We start from the raw sequence: 18152 nt of genomic DNA, 5'->3' as shown, positions 1-18152 counted from the left end.
GGTTATCTAAACAATAGTAATAGCACCGGTGGGGCAGACACGTTCGCATCCGCGGAGACGATCGCACCTGCTTCCATCGGTGACCCGGCATATCCCGGATTCATCAAGGTATAATATTTTTAACGGGCACTTCTCTACGCATGCTCCGCAACCTGTGCACAAATCTGGATTGATGTTGACTATACTATTCGCCATGGTACACTCCTTTATACATCTTGTGGCAATTTTTTACACGCCTTTCAATCCCGCACATATTGCATGCGTCCGTACGGCAATCTGGAGTAGGATTTCCGCACATAGCCCGGTAAAACTCTTCTACTAAAAATTTACGGCTGACACCACTGGAAATATGCTCCCAGGGTAAGGGTTCTTCAAGATCCTTTGGCTGATTAGCATAATTAACCGGATTTATTCCGGCTTCCTTAAAAGCTTTTTCCCATCGACCATAATCGAATAATTCATCCCAGCCATCGAACCGGGCGCCTAATTCCCATGCCCGGTAAATAACTCGACCTAAATTGCGATCACCCCTGGACATAACCGCCTCCAACATACTGATTTGAGGATTATTCCAGCTTATGCTGATTTTTCTCCGGCCAATGTTATCCCGAACCAAATTCACCCGCTTTAATATTTCTCCACGCTCAATCTGCCCGCACCATTGGAAAGGGGTATGCGGCTTAGGTACAAAGGTTGAAAGACTCACCCTTAATTTGGGGCGTCTCCCGGGAGAAAGTCGACCGAGATCATATATCCTCGAAGCAAGCTGCCCAATAGCGATAACATCATCTTCAGTCTCTGTAGGCAGGCCCAACATAAAATAGAGCTTCAATGAGGTCCAGCCTCTTTGGAAAGCTGCCGCGGCTGTTTGCAGGATATCCTCTTCTGGAATGATTTTGTTAATCACCCTTTGCAGCCGACTCGTAGCAGCCTCCGGAGCCAGGGTAATCCCGCTTCGTCGCTTGCTAGAAAGCGCTTCAATCAGATCGAGAGATTTCTCATCTATCCTCAGGCTAGGCAGGGAAAAGGTAGTACCCTGTGTCTGTTCCATCTGGTTCAATCCACTGATAAGGTCAGTGATACCGGGGTAGTCGCCAGAACTTAATGAAAGCAGCGTAATTTCATCGTAACCACAAGAACTGCAGAGCTTATCGATAGCTGAATAAATGTCTTGCTGGGTGCGATGGCGTACTGGTCGATAATAGATCCCCGCATTGCAAAAACGACATCCACGGGTACACCCGCGGCTGATTTCAACTGAACCTTTATCCTGAATTGTTTCTATCAGAGGTACAATAGGTTTATCTGAAAAAACTGGTAACTCTTGGCAAATGATCCTCTCAACCGGTATTGCAGCAGCTTCGGAATTTTTACTAATTTTCTTGAAACTGCCGTCGGTTCTATATTCAACATTATATAAAGAAGGCACGTAAATGCCATCTAACTCCGCCAATGCCAGCAATATATCCTTCCGTCTCGACCCTGCTCTCTTCAGATCCCGGACACGCTCAAGAATTCGTGATATTGCCCCTTCTCCATCACCAATTACAAAGAAATCTATGAAATCAGCCAGGGGTTCTGGATTCATGGTGCCAATGCCTCCGGCCATAACCAGAGGACAGGCCTCGTCTCTTTTTCCAGCATCCAGAGGAATACCGCCTAGATCCAGTATGTTAAGAAGGTTAGTATAGGTTAACTCATAACCGAGGAGAAATCCGATAATATCAAAATCTCTTAAAGCTCGCCCGCTTTCAATAGCCTGAAGGTTCAACCCTGCATTTCTCAGCGCTTGTTCCATATCCGGCCAGGGAGCAAAAATCCGATCTGCAAGAGCAAAAGAAAGACTATTAGCCTCCTGATACAGAATTGGAAGAGTAATACCCGACATTCCGACTTCATAAATATCGGGGTAACTCAACGCAACTCGTATGTCTGTTTTATTCCATTCTTTGCTAGCTGAGTGCCATTCTCCCCCTGTATAGCGAGCGGGTTTTTGCACACTAGCAAGGATATTATCCGGATAAGACATTTTGCTCCTTTATTTTACCCAAAAAGAAGGTTTAAAAAATTATAACCTATCAGGCGATCTCTCTGCCCGCAAAGTATTCTTACTAACACTCCCTTTTTACTGCACAGGTGTCAGGTATTGACAAAAATACGATATAAAGCCTAACATAAATAGGGTGGTTTTACTTATGTCCGATTCCTATTTTGCTGCAGTCTGTCAGCATATGCTCAATTCTATATCAGAAATATGCCTCCTGGGGCTTCATATTAGTTAAAGGGGGTCTCTTTAATGAAAAGGGATTATAATCAACCTTGGATATTCTTCTGGGCTGCACCTGATCCAGATTATTATATTACGGATCAGGAAAAAGAACTCAAACGTAAGCTTCTGTTTAGGCAGACTTTTCTGCATACTATTATCAATGAGGCAATTTTTGAAGAACCCCCACAGGCAGGTTAATCTGGTAGCACCGAGCCGATAAAATCCCGTTGTCCCCTAATAAAATCGGCAGTTAATACTTCTTTTTTCCCTTCCAACTGGATTTTTTTAATTCCCAAAATCCCTTTACCGGTAACCACTCCGACATTCATATCCGAAGTGCCACCAAAGCTGATAACACTACCCGGTTTTTCTTGACTGTGGTGCGAAACAGGTTCAACCGATAATAACTTGAGCATTTTACCGCGCCAGGTTGTATAAATCCCAGGCCAAGGATGATAGGCTCGTGCTTTCCTCCAAATCAAGGCAGCTTCTTCATTCCATGAGATTAAGCCATCTTCCTTGTGGATTATCCCGGAATAGGTCGCAGCTGCTTCATTCTGGGGACGGAGAATGATTTCTCGCCTGTTCCACGCTTCCAGGACATCTATGATCAGCCCTCCCGATATTCCTGAAAGACGTTGGCCCAAACTCAGAGTGGTGTCCCAGTCAAAAACCGGAAGCTGGGAAATGGACAGTATCGGCCCTGTATCTACCCCGGTCTCCATCAACATGATGCTCACCCCGGTAAATCTATCTCCGGCAAGAATCGCCCCTGCAACCGGAGAAGCTCCCCTATGGCGCGGCAGGACTGAAAAATGAACATTGATACAACCTAGCCGAGGAATTTCCAATACTGCTTTCGGCAAGATAATTCCATATGCCACAACAACAATCACCTCAGGCTGCAGGTCCTGCAACACAGAAATATTCTTGCCATCCTTAAAATTTAGTGGCTGGATAACCGGAATTCCAAGCTTTGAAGCCTCTTTTTTTATCGCAGATTGCGCCAGTTCTCTCCCCCGGCCGGAATAAGCATCTGGGCGAGTATAAACAGCCACAACCTCATGCCTCGAGGAAACTGCCTTTAATACCGGTAAAGCTATTTCGGGTGTTCCCATAAATACCAAGCGCAAACTATCTCTCCTTCATTCTATTGTGCTGTATTTTCCATCGGCTTTCATTTATTATAAGCCATGCAGGCTATACACCGCTTTGAGATTAAATCATTATAATCTTGACGTAAATTCGGAGAAAAAACGGCAGCCAGCTTGATTAATGTGTCTTTTTACTGTATTTTATTACAACAGCCCAATTTTTTTACCATCTGCTCATAAAGATTATATTTCTATTGTTCAACTTGATTCCCAGTAGTGATACAATTATTAGCAGAGAATGTATAATGACTATTTATTCTAAACCAGGAGGCTGCGTGGATGTCTGGTCATTCTAAGTGGCATTCCATAAAACACCAGAAGGGTGTCGCTGATGTACGAAGAGGTAAACTCTTCACTAAACTAACCCGGGAAATCATTATGGCGTCCAGAGAGAAGGGGAGCGACCCGGACCTGAACGCCCGTTTGCGCCTTGCCATACAAAAGGCCAAAGATGCCAACATGCCTTCAGAAAACATACAACGCGCGATCAAGCGCGGAGAAGGATCTCTGGAAGGTGCAAACTACATAGAAACCACCTTCGAAGGATACGGGCCTGGTGGTGCTGCAATTATGATCAGCGTACAGACAGATAACCGTAACCGAACTGTACAGGAGATCCGCTCTGCTTTTTCTAAAAGTGGCGGGAATCTTGGAGAAAACGGGAGCGTCGCCTGGCTTTTTGATCCCAAAGGAATAATATCAATAGATACAGAAGACGTAGATCCGGACGAAATCACACTTAAAGCGATCGATATCGGGGCAGAAGATGTCATTGTCGGAGAAGGATATATTGAAATATACACGCGACCGGAAGACATGGAAGAATTGCGACAGTCTTTTGAAGCTGCGGATATTACCATAAGCTCGGCCGACGTAAGCCAGGTGGCCAAAACAACACTGTCTCTGGATGAACCCACCCAGCTACAGGTGCTGCGGCTGCTGGATAGGCTGGAGGATCTGGACGACGTTCAGTCAGTCGTCAGTAACGTTGACTTTGACGATGCCGTCATAGAGCAGTATCGCTCAACTTAATTAGCATGAGAATTCTGGGAATTGACCCCGGTACTATGATTCTTGGATACGGGGTAATCGACAGCGATGGCGATGCAGTTGCATTGGTAGCGTATGATGCCTTGAAATGTCGCAGCCGTTGTTCAATGGGAGAACGGCTTTTCTTTCTGTATCGCTCCCTCTGTGAAGTAATCAGCGAGTACCAGCCGGATGAAATTGCCATAGAGACACCCTTTGTAGCCGAGAATGCCCGTACCGCCCTGGCGATCGGGAAAGCTCAGGCGATTGCCCTGCTCGCTGCAGCTTCAAACTCTATACCAGCGTTTGAATACTCGCCAACTGCAATTAAATACAATACTGCAAGCTACGGCGCCAGTTCCAAGCAACAGGTCCAGGAAATGGTTCGGCTTCAGCTCAACCTTAAAGATGCCCCTACACCCAACGACTGCGCAGACGCATTGGCAGCGGCAATCTGCCATGTTCGCCAGTCCCGTCTTAACAATCTTACCGGAGGGAAATAATAATGATTTCGAGCATTACTGGAAAATTGGAGATGGTTAGCTTTGACAGCGCAATTGTTAACGTTGGCGGCATTGGCTTCCAGGTTTTTATCCCGCCTGTATCCTTATCAAAATTGGGGAATACCGGTACCGAAATCAAGCTTTATACCCATTTCCAGGTAAGGGAAGATGGTCTCAACCTTTATGGTTTTACCAGCCTCTCCGAACTTACTCTGTTTAAAAACCTGCTCAGCGTAAGCGGTTTAGGACCCAAGCTGGCATTAACGATGATTTCTGAAATGGATATCGAAACACTGGCAGCAGCAATAATGTCCGGCAATATTGATCTTTTGACTGCTATCCGCGGAATCGGTAAAAAAACAGCTAGCCGTATTGTGCTAGAGCTTAAGGACAAGCTCGCCACTAGTGATATTCTATTACCCCTTTCGGAGACATCCCAAGAGAATAACGACGTTGTGGCGGCTCTTATTTCCCTTGGTTATTCAACCTCAGAGGCTACCCGAGCAGTAGGTAACCTCCCGACTGATAAAAGCCTCAGCCTCGAAGAAAAAATAAAGACGGCGCTAAGCCAGCTTCGCAAAGATTAGGTATACATGTCCAGGTTTTTAATCCATGCTGATTTTAAACCGACCGGAGACCAGCCCCAGGCTATTGAACGGCTGGTAGCTGGCATTGAACAAGGGTATGCTCAACAAACCCTTCTTGGAGTAACCGGCAGCGGCAAGACCTTCACTCTGGCAAACACCATTGCCAGAGTCGGCAGACCTGCCCTCGTTATCAGCCATAACAAAACTCTTGCTGCTCAGCTTTATAGCGAATTTAAAGAGTTTTTGCCCAACAATGCAGTTGAATACTTCGTAAGCTATTATGATTACTACCAACCAGAAGCCTATATACCCCAAACTGATACTTACATCGATAAGGAAACCGATATCAATGATGAAATTGATAAATTACGCCATGCCGCAACCAAAGCCCTGCTCAGTCGACGTGATGTGGTTATTGTAGCATCAGTTTCCTGTATCTATGGCTTGGGGGAACCTGAAGAATATAAAAGTTTTATCATTAGCTTGGAAAAGGGCGGGAAATACCCCATGGATAAGCTACTCAGGCAGTTTGTCGACCAGCAATATGAGCGCAACGATTTTGATTTCTCCCGCGGACATTTCAGAGTAAGGGGCGATACACTGGAAATCCTCCCAGCATATGAGGATACGGCAATCCGGCTGGAGTTTTTTGGTGACGTATTAGAACGCATTATCCGGCTTGATCCCCTCACGGGTGAATTCCTGATCGAACTTGAAGAGATCGATATATACCCAGCCAAACATTTTGTCACTTCTCCGGAAAGGATGATACAAGCCATGGACCGTATCCGGGAAGAACTTGAACAAAGACTGAAACAACTGGAAAGCCAGGGTAAGCTGCTGGAAGCCGCCAGACTTAAAGCACGCACCAATTATGACCTTGAAATGCTTGCCGAGGTGGGTTACTGCAGCGGCATTGAAAACTACTCGCGCCATCTTACTCAGCGCCCGGCAGGCAGTGCTCCCTATACTCTGATTGATTACTTCCCCAAGGATTTCCTGTTAATAATTGATGAGTCACACATGACTATTCCGCAAATACGCGGCATGTATAATGGTGACCGCGCACGCAAAGAGGTACTTGTCGAGTATGGTTTCCGCCTTCCTTCAGCTCTGGATAATCGCCCCCTGGATTTTCAAGAGTTTAACCAGCATGTAAACCAGGTAATTTATGTTTCCGCAACGCCAAAGCCCTATGAATTGGAGATAAGCCAACAAGTCGTTGAACAACTGGTGCGCCCCACTGGCTTGCTCGAGCCTACTATAGAAGTTAAACCAACCCAAGGCCAGATTGATGATCTGGTTGGAGAAGTACGCAAGAGGGTAGAACGAAGCGAAAGATGCCTGATAACCACTCTGACCAAGAAATTAGCTGAGCAGCTTACTGAATATCTCATCGAACTGGGGATTAAAACTAATTATCTGCACTCCGAAGTGGAAACTCTGGATCGGATAGAAATCCTGCGCGATCTAAGGCTGGGAGTATACGATGTGGTTGTCGGAATTAACCTTCTGCGGGAAGGTCTTGATCTGCCGGAGGTTAGCCTGGTTGCCATACTTGATGCTGACAAGGAGGGATTTCTTCGATCTGAAGAATCTCTGGTGCAAACAATGGGGCGGGCTGCGCGTCATATTGATGGCCACGTAATCATGTACGCAGATACCATAACCGGTTCCATGGAACGCGCTATGGCAGAAACCTTACGGCGCAGAAAAATCCAGGAGGCTTACAACGAGGAGCACGGAATAAACCCACAGAGTATCCGCAAGGCAATCAAGGATATAACCGAAAGAGTTAAAACCGCAGCGCTAAGCCAGGAAAAAGGGGAAGATAACAAACCGGCCACTCGCGAAGAGATCAGCCGCCTTATCCGTGATCTTGAAAAACAAATGAAAGCTGCCGCAAAAAACTTGGAATTCGAAAAAGCTGCTTTATTGCGCGACCGGGTTATTGAACTCAGAGTCGCTATGGAAAGCAAGGAAACACTCTCTAGAAGCCGCAAGGCGCCATAAAAAGGCGGGTGCCACACTCGAATCCCCTCTTTCTCTCGCGAGTGAAGCGAAGGGTCTCACACGAGCTGTGCTCGTCTTTTCGTAAACACTGCCGTTTTAATCAGGGATAATGAGCTGCAGTACATGTTGCTCAACAGTGTGCCGGACAATTTTCAAAACACTATTCTCATGCATGGATAAATCCATCAGGATAGGACCTTGCTCGATCGATGACACGGCCGATAAATCCAGCCAGAACCTGATGAAAATATTTTCCCCAGCTTCAGTATCGAAAGATGGAATATCTAAAACAGCTTTAGAATCGTTACCGCTCAGCTTATAATGATAGGGTAAATCCTCACCGCTTTCTGGATCTGCCATCAGAATGGCTGAATATACATTGTTTACGTAAAACTCCAGACGAAGGGAATCCATGCAGTAACGATGGCCGGGAGTTAATTCAAGCGTTACCAATACCAGATCATCCTTTGCAAGCACTGAATTGAAAGTGAGATTAAGAACATTAGCCTGATATTTTTGCCATGCGTCTTTATACAGATAAAAGGGAAACACGGAAGAGCCGTCTGTATTTTCGGTTATTTCTCCCTGGTCCAGATATAAGGTGGTAAAAAATGCCTTGTCCGTTAAAGCCACGCCGAAAAGGCCTGCTGTTACCAATACAATGATTGCCACAATTGTGATTTTTACTTTTACTGTCATTTAACCCGTTACCTTATAATCACTTCTATTAGTTCATAACGACCCGAAATCAAAGAGGTTATCTTTTTAATCAATCAAGCCAACCTCTATTCTACAATATTAAGTACCTGAGTCTAAAGCCTCAACAATTCCTGGCAGCGCATCTTACTTGCCAAATATTAACAAAGACGATATACTGCATTTTACTCCCAACCAAGCTACAAACAGATAAGTCGCATGAGCGTAAAAATACTTACAGACAGCACTGCTGATATCCCGGCAGATTTGGCACAAGAACTGGATATAACCATTGTACCAATTTATATACTGTTTGGAATTCAATCATACCGCGATGGTATCGACATCGATCATGATACCTTCTATGAAAGACTTCTGGGCGGGGAGCAACCCACTACTTCACAACCAACTCCACAGGATTTTATTCATGCTTATGAAAGAATAGCCTCCGGCGCAGACGGGATATGCTCAATACACATTTCAAGCAGCTTAAGCGGCACGTACAGCTCGGCTGTGCAAGCCGCAAATACAAAACCGTGGCCTTGCCCTATTAATGTAATAGATACTCGCCTATTATCAATTTCTCACGGCATTCTTGCCATTAAAGCTGCTCGCATGGCAAAGAAAGGTAAAAGCCTGGAAGAGATAACCCATGCCGTTGAAAGTATGATGAAACGAGTCCGCTTGCTGGTTCTTTTCGATACCTTGAAATATCTGGAAAGGGGAGGGCGCATCGGTAAGGCCAAGTCATTGGTAGGATCGGTACTAAGCGTCAAACCTCTTCTATCCATGCGGGATGGGGAATTTGTACCAGTGGGACAAGTACGCAATCGTAAAAAAGGTATCGATAAATTGGTTGATCTTGTGGCTACTCCAGAGGGCATTGAAGAAATCTGCATCCTGTACTCCACCACATCGGATGAAGCCAATGCGTTGGCCGAGCAGCTTGATCCAATCTTTCCTCAAGAGAAAACACTGGTGGCGAGGCTGGGGGCTGGGCTGGCACCTCATGGAGGGCCTGGTGTACTTGCTATCGTAACCCTGATTAAGGAAGAGATAACTGACTAATAGCTATCGCCAGATCTCTCTTCCTCTATCTCTGCCCCATTTTCATCCGTTTTGTCATCGCCCATTTCTTCCTGGAGTTGCTCCATTATACGCGCCGCTCTAGGATAGCCAATATGTAACTTTCGCTGTAGAAAAGAAGTAGATATATTACTATGCTCTTCTGCCAGTTTTCTGGCAGCGGTGATCAAGGGGTCAGCCGGGGCTGCAGTCTCCTGGATTTTAATTGACGGCTCCAATGAAGCTAGTTCATCAAGATTAAGGGTGGCAGCCTGCTCCTGTTTTTGGGTACCCCAGAAATAAACCAAACGTTCCACTTCTGGATCAGAAACAAAACAGCCCTGCAGACGCCTGGGTTTGGCTTCTTCAGTTGGCAGATAAAGCATATCGCCGCGACCCAGAAGTTTTTCTGCCCCGGTGGAATCCAGAATTGTACGCGAATCTACCTGGGAAGTCACCGCAAAGCTGATACGTGTGGGGAAGTTTGCTTTAATAAGACCGGTGATCACATCAACCGATGGTCGCTGGGTAGCAACCACCAGATGGATGCCAACTGCTCGTGCCAACTGTGCTAATCGGCAAAGAATATGTTCTACCTCTGCAAATCCAGTCATCATCAGGTCGGCAAGTTCATCGATAACAAGCACCAGGTTCGGCATTTTCTTTTCTCTGGGCACTTTTTTGTTATATGCCTCGATGTTGCGCGCGCCCACTGCAGATAAAGTCTTGTACCGGTTATCCATTTCCTGGCTGAGCCAGCGAAGGGTGTTTAAGGCTTTATCGGTATCTACTACAACTTTAGTAGCCAAATGCGGCAAACTGTTATATTGAACAAGCTCTACCCGCTTAGGGTCTATGAGTATGAATTTCAAATCCGCAGGTGAGTTACACATGAGTAAACAGCAAACAATGGCATTCAAACACACAGTTTTACCGCTACCGGTGGAACCAGCTACCAGCAAGTGCGGCATCTTGGCAAGATCTCCGGCAATGGATTCGCCTCCTGCTCCTTTGCCAAGTGCCAGCGCTAAATTCGATTTGCCCAGAATTTTCTGGAAATTGGCGCTTTCTATAACACTTCTAAGGCTTACTATTCCAAAATTAGCATTGGGGACCTCGATTCCCACCAAGGCTTTACCAGGAATCGGCGCTTCTATGCGCACGCCAGGAACCGCTAACGCCAAAGCAAGGTTGTTCGAGAGCGCTGTGATACGTTCTACCTTTACCCTGGTGCGAGAGACTTCTTCTTGCCGGATTACAACATTGCCTTCTTCATCCCGGTCTTTTATTTCGCGAAACTTACGATCCCAACCAGGCTCAATTCCAAACTGTGTAACTGTAGGCCCGGCGTTAACTTGTACGACTTTTGCTTCAACTCCGTAGCTTTCCAAGGCTTCTTCAATCAAGCGCGCCCGCTTGCTGTTATCCGCCTGGCCGAAATCGACCTCTGGAGACAAGTCCAATATATCGATTGGCGGCAGCTTCCAACCATCGATCAGAACTAAGTCGGAGGATTCCCCGTACTTTCTCCATACATCACGAGCTACATCTTTGACGTCACGCGCGCCTTCACCGGTTTTTAAAGCTGCTCGCGGTGCTGCGGATTGCTTCTCCGGGGAAGGTTGTTTTGGTTTTTCGATTGTTTCGGGTGCAATATCAGGATACTTCTTGCCTGGCATTATTTCAGGCGGAATTAATACTGACGGAGGCTTTATTCCAAGGGGAGCTTTCTCCGGTATAGCTGATTTTTCTGTCTGATCACCAGCAACTGCACGGTTCTCGGTAACGGTGGGTGGGTAATTGAATTTAAACTCTTCCTGAACCGGCCGGGAGGTTTTTGGCCGCGGGGCTGGCAGTTTAATTATCCCAACAATACCTTTTACAGTAGCCTTCAAACCTCTCCACACAAGCCCCGGGAATAACAGTATAAATCCGCCAAGTACAAGACCGACAACTATCAACCAACCAATATAACCTTTATCTCCATTTATAATCGCATCGCCGATAGCTCCACCCAATTCCAGGATCCCCAGGAATCCCCATATGGCAGCAAACCAAGCTGCTGCTCCAAGCCATTTATTCCATTGATACAGCTTCCAGCGCTGAGCGAAAGCAGCAATTTCATGCCTGAAAACAACAACTAGTATAATCAGAACTGCCAATCCAATCAGGACGACCCCCCACCCAAACAGCCCCATAGTGCTTGCAGCCACATCCCATACAAAATCGACAACGTTGTCCCACTGCCAATACAACAGCCCGCCTGCAATCAAAACCAGTAGTATCAGCCAAAACCAGACTTTTGTGAGCAGTTTCAGCGGATTAAAACGCTTGCGTGGCGCCTTGGTTTCTGAATACTTCTCTGCGGAAGCCTTCTTTTTATCCACTTTCCTGGCTACAGCAGTCTGTTCTTTGCGTTTTTTATCTTTATCCCTGGACACTCCCTCCTCCTAGACTTTTACCATCACTGGTAAAATCATCGGTCGGCGTTTGGTCTTTTCAAAGAAAAAGCGATTCAGCTCATCTCGCACCCTGGAATCTGCAGAAGATAAATCAGCCTCTCGTTTACCCCGATGATCAACAATCGTTGCAACCAAGTCTTTGCCTTCTTCTATCATATCCTTTGCTTCTATGGTGTCAACAAAACCACGGGATACTATATCGGGGCGGCTGACCAGCTTACCGGTTTGTTGATTAACCGCAATAATTACCACTACTATGCCATCCTTGGATAGCATGCGCCTATTTCTGAGCACCACTCCTCCAACATCACCCACACTCAAGCCATCCACATATACATGCCCGGAAGTAACTCTTCCAGCTATCCGGCCCGCGTTGGGGCTTATCTCAAGCACGTCTCCGTCTTCCAGCCGAAAGATATTGTTCTCTTCAACTCCAGCATCTAACGCCAGCCGAGAGTGAATGGTAAGGTGACGAAACTCGCCATGGATGGGTACAAAGAAGCGAGGTTTAACCAGGTTTAACACCAGCTTAAGTTCCTCCTGCGATGCATGCCCATGGACATGCACCTGAGAAAGCTGGTCGTAAAATACTTCTGCCCCTTGCTTGAACAGGGTATCAATGGTACGGTTAATAAGAGACTCGTTGCCGGGAATCGGTGAGGCCGATACCACCACCGTATCTCCCTTAGTAATGGAGACCTGGCGGTGCCCATGATTGGCAATACGCACCAGCGCTGAGGTCGGTTCGCCCTGTGAGCCGGTAGTAATCATGACTATCTTTTCCGGAGGCAGCCCCTTTAGCTCCTCCCCCTTGCCAAGCACTTCTTCCGAAGCCTTGAGGTATCCAAGTTCGAGAGCCATTTTTACGTTGTCGCTCATACTCCGCCCGAATACAAATACTTTTCTGCCATGGTTGGCAGCAGCATCGATGACCTGCTGAATGCGGGAAATCAACGAAGCAAAAGTAGCTACAATCACCCTTCCCTCTGCTCTGGAAATAATGGTATCCAGCGCTTCTCCAATAACCTTTTCTGAAGGAGTATAACCAGGTCTTTCAGCATGAGTGGAATCAGAGAGTAATGCCAGTACTCCCTGGGAGCCAGCTTGGGCAAGCCGGGAAAGATTGGTGGGCTCACCATATACCGGGGTATAATCCAGTTTGAAATCACCGGTATGGACAACCAGGCCCAGGGGTGTTTCGATAATCAGACCAACTGCATCGGGTATACTGTGGCAAACCGGGAAAAATTCTACTTTAAAGCAACCCAGAGTAAAGCTACCCCCGGGCTCAATTACGTTGATCTGGGCATTACTCAGAGCTTTCCCTTCCTTGAGCTTAACGGAAATCAGCCCTTTAGCCAGACGAGTGCAGTAGATTGGCACGTTTAGTTGTGGCAATATATAAGGTAAAGCTCCGATGTGGTCTTCATGTGCATGGGTTATCACGATTCCCCGGATTTTATCTTTTTTATCCGACAGATAACTAATATCCGGGATAACCAGATCGATACCCATCATATCTTCTTCCGGGAACATTACACCACAATCTACAATAAGGATGTCTTTGCCGTACTCGACAACCATCATGTTTTTACCAATTTCTCCCAGCCCTCCCAACGGGATAAGCTTGAGCTTGGGTTTAGGATTTCTTGTTCTTCTTTTTTGCATTGTATTCCTTATATTTTAAAGTAATGTCAATTGTTGTGGAGACTCCTCAACAGACGCCTTCTCTGTCAATTTGCTCCCTTCAAGCAAATCGGGGATCTTTCTTATATCTGCCTTGATCACTTCTTTCAGACCACCCTGATGCAAAGCGGCGGCAGGATGATACATTGGAAAATAGATTACACCGTTGTTAATTATTGAATTTCCGTGAATTTTACCAATAGCCTTACCTGGGAAAAAAAGAGACATCGAAAAACGTCCAAGGGTAACAATCATGCGAGGATTTATCAACTTGATCTGGCGATCTAGCCAGGGCTTACAAGCCAAAAGCTCATCTGGTAACGGGTCGCGGTTTCCTGGCGGGCGGCATTTGATAATATTAGCAATATAAACATCGCTCCGCTTTAATCCAATTGAGAATAAAAGCTCATCGAGGAATTTACCAGCTGCACCTACAAACGGCCGCCCCAGCTGGTCTTCTCTTTCCCCTGGTGCTTCTCCAATGAACATAATTTCAGCTTGGGAACAACCCTCACCGGGCACTGTGTTAGTGCGGCCGTCCGCAAGCTTGCATGCCCGGCAGACAGCTATCTCATGACTGAGTTGATTGAGTTCTATCATATAATTGTTTCGGAGAACTTGCCCTCCGGCTATGATAACACGGGCTTTTTACCCAGTCAATTTAAACACAACGTAGCCTGCTATGAAAACCTTTTAACAAAAAAGGGCGTCCATCCAAGCTTATGGTATAATATTTTGGTGATTTTACTGGGAATAGAAACTTCATGCGACGAAACTGCTGCTGCAGTAGTGGAGAATGGCCGGCACATTCTTTCCAGTGTTGTCAGTTCTCAAATCGATATCCACTCCCGCTTTGGCGGAGTCGTCCCGGAAATAGCTTCCCGGCAACACATTTCTGCCATTATCCCAGTTATTGATGAAGCCCTAAGTCAAGCCCATACTGATTGGAATGAGTTAGATGCTATCGCCACTACTCATGGACCGGGACTAGCCGGCTCTTTACTGGTAGGAGCAAATACCGCCAAGGCAATCAGTTTCGCAAGGAAGTTGCCACTAGTCGGAGTCAATCACCTCGAAGCCCACATCTACGCCAATTGGCTGAGTGGCTGCGAACCCGAATTTCCACTGTTATGCCTTATTGTATCCGGCGGTCATACCGATCTTATTCTGATGAAAAACCACGGAGACTATACCCTGCTGGGAAAAACCAGGGATGACGCTGCCGGGGAAGCATTTGACAAAGCCGCCCGCATTTTGGGGCTGAGTTACCCGGGCGGACCAGCGATCGATAACGCAGCAAGAAACGCAATAGCTGATATAAAGCTGCCTCGAGCCTGGCTCAGAGGAACAGATGATTTCAGTTTCAGCGGTCTAAAAACAGCCCTCTTGCGGCTTGTTGAAGCTGGTACAATCACCAGCATCGAAAACGCAGCAGCCAGTTTCCAGGAAGCGGTCGTGGACGTACTGGTCAAAAAGACAATTAATGCGGCCGTAAGGCATCGAGTAATGCAAATTCTTCTTTCAGGTGGAGTTGCAGCCAACAGCCTTCTGAGGGAACAAATGACTCTCGCTTCACCGATACCAGTGTTAATTCCATCGCCTTCATTATGCACCGACAACGCGGCCATGGTAGCTGCCTGTGGCTACTACCGCCTACAAAGAGGGTGTATCAGCGGTATTGAATTGGATGTCATACCTTCAATGGCACTACTGTAACCAGTTTTTTTTATTCTGGCTCGGAATGATATTGGTTCTAACCTACAAAATTTCTTTTATTGTTGCTCGCCAACACAATTTTTTACCAGATTCTTTGTTAATATACCAATCAGCCTCATCTGTTGTTGCAAGACTTGAAAAATTAGTTTATTATATTATTTAGCAGTCTCCGACTGAGACTGCTAAATAATTGCCTTTCATAAAAATACAAGGAAAAGGAGGATTAAGAATGGCAGTTAAAATCCAACCCCTGGGAGACCGAGTTCTGGTCAAACCAATTGAGGCTGAGGAGGTTACCAAAGGAGGGATTGTGTTACCGGCATCTGCCCAGGAAAAACCGCTGGAGGGTAAGGTTCTTGCCACGGGTCCTGGTAAACGCAACGATAAAGGCGAACCAGTGGCAATGGACGTAAAGACAGGAGATGTGATTCTATATTCCAAATACGGCGGTACTGAAATTAAAATTGATGGTGAGGAACTCATCATCCTTACCGAATCTAACATTTTAGCAAAAAGAGTCTAATTTATAATAAAGGAAATAACAGGAGGTAAATATGGCGAAACAGGTAATATTTGGAGAGGAAGCCCGTCGCGCTTTGAAAAAAGGCGTTGATATACTGGCAGACTCTGTCAGGGTAACCCTTGGCCCTAAAGGCCGTCCGGTAGCTTTGGACAAGAAATGGGGAGCCCCCACCGTAGTTGATGATGGCGTCACTATCGCCAAGGAAATTGAGCTTCCAGATCCCTTTGAGAACATGGGTGCCCAATTAGTTAAAGAAGCTGCTTCCAAAACCAACGACGCCTGCGGAGACGGAACAACCACTTCCACTGTACTAGCCGCAGCTATGATTAGCGAAGGCTTCAAGAACATTGCTGCTGGCGCTGATGCACTCGGTCTTAAGAGAGGAATCGAAAAGGCTACATCCGCTATTATGCAAGAGCTTAAAACGGTTTCCACTCCGGTTAAAGGCAGGGACCAAATCGTCCAGGTAGCCACCATTACTGCCAAGGATTCTCAAATTGGTAACCTTATCGCAGATGCCATGCAGGAAGTTGGCAATGATGGCGTAATCACTGTCGAGGAATCCAAGGGCACAGAGTATGAAACTGAATTTGTAAAAGGTATGCAGTTTGACCGCGGTTATTCCAGTGCTTATTTTGTCACTGATACAGCCAGAATGGAAACTGTGATTGACGATCCCTATATCCTTATTACAGATAAAAAAATCACCGCTATAGCTGATATTCTCCCCACTCTTGAAAAAATACTGCAGGTTACCAAGAATCTGCTTATCATCGCCGAGGATGTAGAGGGAGAAGCGCTGGCAACCCTGGTTGTTAACAAACTGCGCGGCACTATGAACGTACTGGCAGTTAAAGCTCCCGGCTTCGGTGATCGCCGCAAGGCAATGCTTCAGGATATCGCCATTCTTACCGGTGGCCAGGTAATTTCAGAAGAGATCGGCCGTAAACTTGATGCTGTAGAAATTGAAGACCTCGGTCAAGCTCGCAAGGTAGTTTCAGATAAAGATAACACCACCATTGTTGAGGGCAAGGGTGATCCCCAGGCTATTGCAGATAGAATCAAGCAGCTCAAAGCCCAAATCGAAGAGACCAAGTCCGACTTCGATCGTGAAAAACTACAGGAACGCATGGCTCGCCTGGCCGGTGGTGTAGCCGTAATCAAAGTCGGAGCTGCCACCGAAACCGAAATGAAAGAGAAAAAGCATAGGGTGGAAGATGCGCTTGCCGCAACCCGTGCAGCAATCGAAGAAGGCATTCTCCCCGGTGGCGGCATCAGCCTGCTAAATTCTCTCAAAGTAATTGATAGTTTATCCCTAACCGGCGATGAAGCTACCGGTGCCAACATAGTAAAGAAGGCTGTTGAGGAACCAATTCGCGCTATTGCCAACAACGCTGGTTTCGATGGTGCAGTTATCGCCGACGCAGTCAAGAAAAGCAAACCTGGTATAGGCTTCAACGCCTCAACTGGCGAATTTGGGGAAATGGTTAATATGGGAATTATCGATCCCACTAAAGTAACCCGCGCTGCTCTTCAGAACGCTGCCAGCATTGCCAATATGGTATTGGTAACTGAGTCTCTGGTAGCCGATATACCCGAGAAAGAGAAGACCCCACCCGCCATGCCCGGTGGCATGGGAGACATGTACTAAACCTTTAAACCTTAACCAGTAAATGAAAACCGCGGTTGGGTATAAATCCAACCGCGGTTTTCATTTCGATTACTTCATATGCGTCATTACTTCAATTAGAGACAAGTGAAATGCATTATGCAAACTGGATCTCCCTTGCATATCTGCTTTGAAAGATGGAATTTGATGTCTTCACCAAATTCCTTTGCCCAGGCAGTGTGATCTGCTGCACAAACCATATCACCTACCCTGCCGGAAAGGGTAACCCTTCCCGATTTTTTCATCAGCTGATGCCATGGACAAACACTGATGCTGATATTAAGATCTCTATCAGCCTGCTTTTCAAGCCTGTATCTAAATCCATCGATATTAAACCTGGCTGCGAGACTTTTAGCCAGTCCGTCAATTCCGTTTTCCAGCCTAAGCATGTTTTTTAACATCCGTGCCTGTATTTTAGGAAGAACTTTCCATACTTCTCCGTCGATTTCCAGAGCGGTGTCAAAACCTAATTTTTCTTCCACCTTCATAAACCAGAGCCCATCTACAGCCTCATAACTGCGTTGCAAATACTGTGATATCTGTCTATCAGAAAGTTCTTCCATACTTCAATCCTCCAACCAGATAAAAATAGAGGCCGGTTTTATCCCGGCCTCTATTATATTACTAAACTACTTAGAGCTGTTGCTTTATTACCGCAAAGCAAAACACGCTCTTAAAATACCATTACCTAGCGGGCATAAATCGGTTTGAACTCGCTAAAACTATCCAGATGGCTGATGTAGCCATTCAAGCTGGTATAAGCTAACATGCCAGCTGCAA

Annotated in this window: 17 protein-coding genes; 9 read left to right on the top strand and 8 right to left on the bottom strand. The window is 46.2% G+C overall.

The genetic code is table 11. The annotated features are described in order from the left end of the window. Positions 1-6 precede the first annotated feature (6 nt). Positions 7-195, bottom strand: coding sequence for a 4Fe-4S binding protein (locus PHX29_03505; protein MDD5604962.1), 189 nt, complete (start codon positions 193-195; stop codon positions 7-9). After that, the gene (locus tag PHX29_03500; protein MDD5604961.1) at positions 185-2029 is read right to left on the bottom strand and encodes a TIGR03960 family B12-binding radical SAM protein; all 1845 of its coding nucleotides are present in this window, start codon (positions 2027-2029) and stop codon (positions 185-187) included. Before PHX29_03500 ends, PHX29_03505 begins: the two co-directional genes overlap by 11 nt. A 267-nt stretch (positions 2030-2296) precedes the next feature. Between PHX29_03500 and PHX29_03495 the strand changes: the two genes are divergently transcribed. Continuing rightward, positions 2297-2467 (top strand): hypothetical protein, encoded by a 171-nt coding sequence (locus PHX29_03495; GenBank protein ID MDD5604960.1) that lies wholly within the window; start codon positions 2297-2299, stop codon positions 2465-2467. Here PHX29_03495 and fmt read toward each other — a convergent pair. Next, positions 2464-3402: a methionyl-tRNA formyltransferase gene (gene fmt / locus PHX29_03490; protein ID MDD5604959.1), complete on the bottom strand. Its 939-nt coding sequence runs from the start codon at positions 3400-3402 to the stop codon at positions 2464-2466. The two genes, PHX29_03495 and fmt, sit on opposite strands and share 4 nt — an antisense overlap. A gap of 300 nt (positions 3403-3702) precedes the next feature. Here fmt and PHX29_03485 point away from each other — a divergent pair, with 300 nt between their 5' ends. Genes PHX29_03485 through uvrB form a run of 4 tightly spaced genes read left to right on the top strand, consistent with a single transcriptional unit; the run spans position 3703 to position 7555 of the window. Continuing rightward, on the top strand, positions 3703-4455 hold the full coding sequence (locus PHX29_03485) for a YebC/PmpR family DNA-binding transcriptional regulator (GenBank protein ID MDD5604958.1): 753 nt from the start codon (positions 3703-3705) through the stop codon (positions 4453-4455). Between the two features lie 5 nt (positions 4456-4460). Continuing rightward, a complete protein-coding gene (gene ruvC, locus PHX29_03480) occupies positions 4461-4955 on the top strand; it encodes a crossover junction endodeoxyribonuclease RuvC (GenBank protein ID MDD5604957.1) in 495 nt (164 codons plus the stop codon). Between the two features lie 2 nt (positions 4956-4957). Continuing rightward, positions 4958-5542 carry a Holliday junction branch migration protein RuvA gene (gene ruvA / locus PHX29_03475; GenBank protein MDD5604956.1) on the top strand — a complete coding sequence of 195 codons (585 nt, stop codon included), beginning with the start codon at positions 4958-4960 and terminating at the stop codon, positions 5540-5542. Positions 5543-5548: 6 nt separating this feature from the next. After that, positions 5549-7555: an excinuclease ABC subunit UvrB gene (gene uvrB, locus PHX29_03470; GenBank protein MDD5604955.1), complete on the top strand. Its 2007-nt coding sequence runs from the start codon at positions 5549-5551 to the stop codon at positions 7553-7555. A 96-nt stretch (positions 7556-7651) separates the two neighbouring features. Here uvrB and PHX29_03465 read toward each other — a convergent pair whose 3' ends face one another. Further along, positions 7652-8254, bottom strand: coding sequence for a hypothetical protein (locus tag PHX29_03465; GenBank protein ID MDD5604954.1), 603 nt, complete (start codon positions 8252-8254; stop codon positions 7652-7654). 216 nt (positions 8255-8470) lie between these two features. Here PHX29_03465 and PHX29_03460 point away from each other — a divergent pair, with 216 nt between their 5' ends. Next, a complete protein-coding gene (locus PHX29_03460) occupies positions 8471-9319 on the top strand; it encodes a DegV family protein (GenBank protein MDD5604953.1) in 849 nt (282 codons plus the stop codon). Here PHX29_03460 and PHX29_03455 read toward each other — a convergent pair. The 3 genes from PHX29_03455 to PHX29_03445 are packed head-to-tail and all read right to left on the bottom strand — an operon-like array spanning position 9316 to position 14064. Next, entirely contained in the window at positions 9316-11757 is a 2442-nt protein-coding gene (locus tag PHX29_03455) for a DNA translocase FtsK (protein ID MDD5604952.1), read from the bottom strand. The two genes, PHX29_03460 and PHX29_03455, sit on opposite strands and share 4 nt — an antisense overlap. 9 nt (positions 11758-11766) lie before the next feature. After that, a complete protein-coding gene (locus PHX29_03450; GenBank protein ID MDD5604951.1) occupies positions 11767-13446 on the bottom strand; it encodes a ribonuclease J in 1680 nt (559 codons plus the stop codon). Positions 13447-13461: 15 nt separating this feature from the next. Further along, on the bottom strand, positions 13462-14064 hold the full coding sequence (locus PHX29_03445; protein ID MDD5604950.1) for a uracil-DNA glycosylase: 603 nt from the start codon (positions 14062-14064) through the stop codon (positions 13462-13464). Here PHX29_03445 and tsaD point away from each other — a divergent pair. The 3 genes from tsaD to groL all read left to right on the top strand — a co-directional run bounded on the left by tsaD (position 14038) and on the right by groL (position 17354). Continuing rightward, entirely contained in the window at positions 14038-15180 is a 1143-nt protein-coding gene (gene tsaD / locus PHX29_03440) for a tRNA (adenosine(37)-N6)-threonylcarbamoyltransferase complex transferase subunit TsaD (protein ID MDD5604949.1), read from the top strand. The two genes, PHX29_03445 and tsaD, sit on opposite strands and share 27 nt — an antisense overlap. A gap of 229 nt (positions 15181-15409) precedes the next feature. Continuing rightward, a complete protein-coding gene (locus PHX29_03435; protein MDD5604948.1) occupies positions 15410-15703 on the top strand; it encodes a co-chaperone GroES in 294 nt (97 codons plus the stop codon). Positions 15704-15734: 31 nt separating this feature from the next. Next, positions 15735-17354: a chaperonin GroEL gene (gene groL / locus PHX29_03430; GenBank protein ID MDD5604947.1), complete on the top strand. Its 1620-nt coding sequence runs from the start codon at positions 15735-15737 to the stop codon at positions 17352-17354. 95 nt (positions 17355-17449) lie between these two features. On the opposite strand, the gene PHX29_03425 is transcribed toward groL, so the two are convergent. Then, on the bottom strand, positions 17450-17935 hold the full coding sequence (locus PHX29_03425) for a DUF6125 family protein (GenBank protein MDD5604946.1): 486 nt from the start codon (positions 17933-17935) through the stop codon (positions 17450-17452). Between the last annotated feature and the right edge of the window lie 217 nt (positions 17936-18152).

This window comes from Dehalococcoidales bacterium (assembly GCA_028717385.1).
In the GTDB taxonomy this organism is placed as follows: Bacteria; Chloroflexota; Dehalococcoidia; order Dehalococcoidales; family CSSed11-197; genus CSSed11-197.
This window is presented reverse-complemented; position numbering and strand designations above follow the sequence as displayed.

Coding starts and splice junctions, on each gene's coding strand:
- PHX29_03505 (MDD5604962.1), bottom strand. CDS start 195: ATGGCGAATAGTATAGTCAACATCAATCCAGATTTGTGCACAGGTTGC.
- PHX29_03500 (MDD5604961.1), bottom strand. CDS start 2,029: ATGTCTTATCCGGATAATATCCTTGCTAGTGTGCAAAAACCCGCTCGC.
- PHX29_03495 (MDD5604960.1), top strand. CDS start 2,297: ATGAAAAGGGATTATAATCAACCTTGGATATTCTTCTGGGCTGCACCT.
- PHX29_03485 (MDD5604958.1), top strand. CDS start 3,703: ATGTCTGGTCATTCTAAGTGGCATTCCATAAAACACCAGAAGGGTGTC.
- ruvC (MDD5604957.1), top strand. CDS start 4,461: ATGAGAATTCTGGGAATTGACCCCGGTACTATGATTCTTGGATACGGG.
- ruvA (MDD5604956.1), top strand. CDS start 4,958: ATGATTTCGAGCATTACTGGAAAATTGGAGATGGTTAGCTTTGACAGC.
- uvrB (MDD5604955.1), top strand. CDS start 5,549: ATGTCCAGGTTTTTAATCCATGCTGATTTTAAACCGACCGGAGACCAG.
- PHX29_03465 (MDD5604954.1), bottom strand. CDS start 8,254: ATGACAGTAAAAGTAAAAATCACAATTGTGGCAATCATTGTATTGGTA.
- PHX29_03460 (MDD5604953.1), top strand. CDS start 8,471: ATGAGCGTAAAAATACTTACAGACAGCACTGCTGATATCCCGGCAGAT.
- PHX29_03450 (MDD5604951.1), bottom strand. CDS start 13,446: ATGCAAAAAAGAAGAACAAGAAATCCTAAACCCAAGCTCAAGCTTATC.
- tsaD (MDD5604949.1), top strand. CDS start 14,038: ATGACTGAGTTGATTGAGTTCTATCATATAATTGTTTCGGAGAACTTG.
- PHX29_03445 (MDD5604950.1), bottom strand. CDS start 14,064: ATGATAGAACTCAATCAACTCAGTCATGAGATAGCTGTCTGCCGGGCA.
- PHX29_03435 (MDD5604948.1), top strand. CDS start 15,410: ATGGCAGTTAAAATCCAACCCCTGGGAGACCGAGTTCTGGTCAAACCA.
- groL (MDD5604947.1), top strand. CDS start 15,735: ATGGCGAAACAGGTAATATTTGGAGAGGAAGCCCGTCGCGCTTTGAAA.
- PHX29_03425 (MDD5604946.1), bottom strand. CDS start 17,935: ATGGAAGAACTTTCTGATAGACAGATATCACAGTATTTGCAACGCAGT.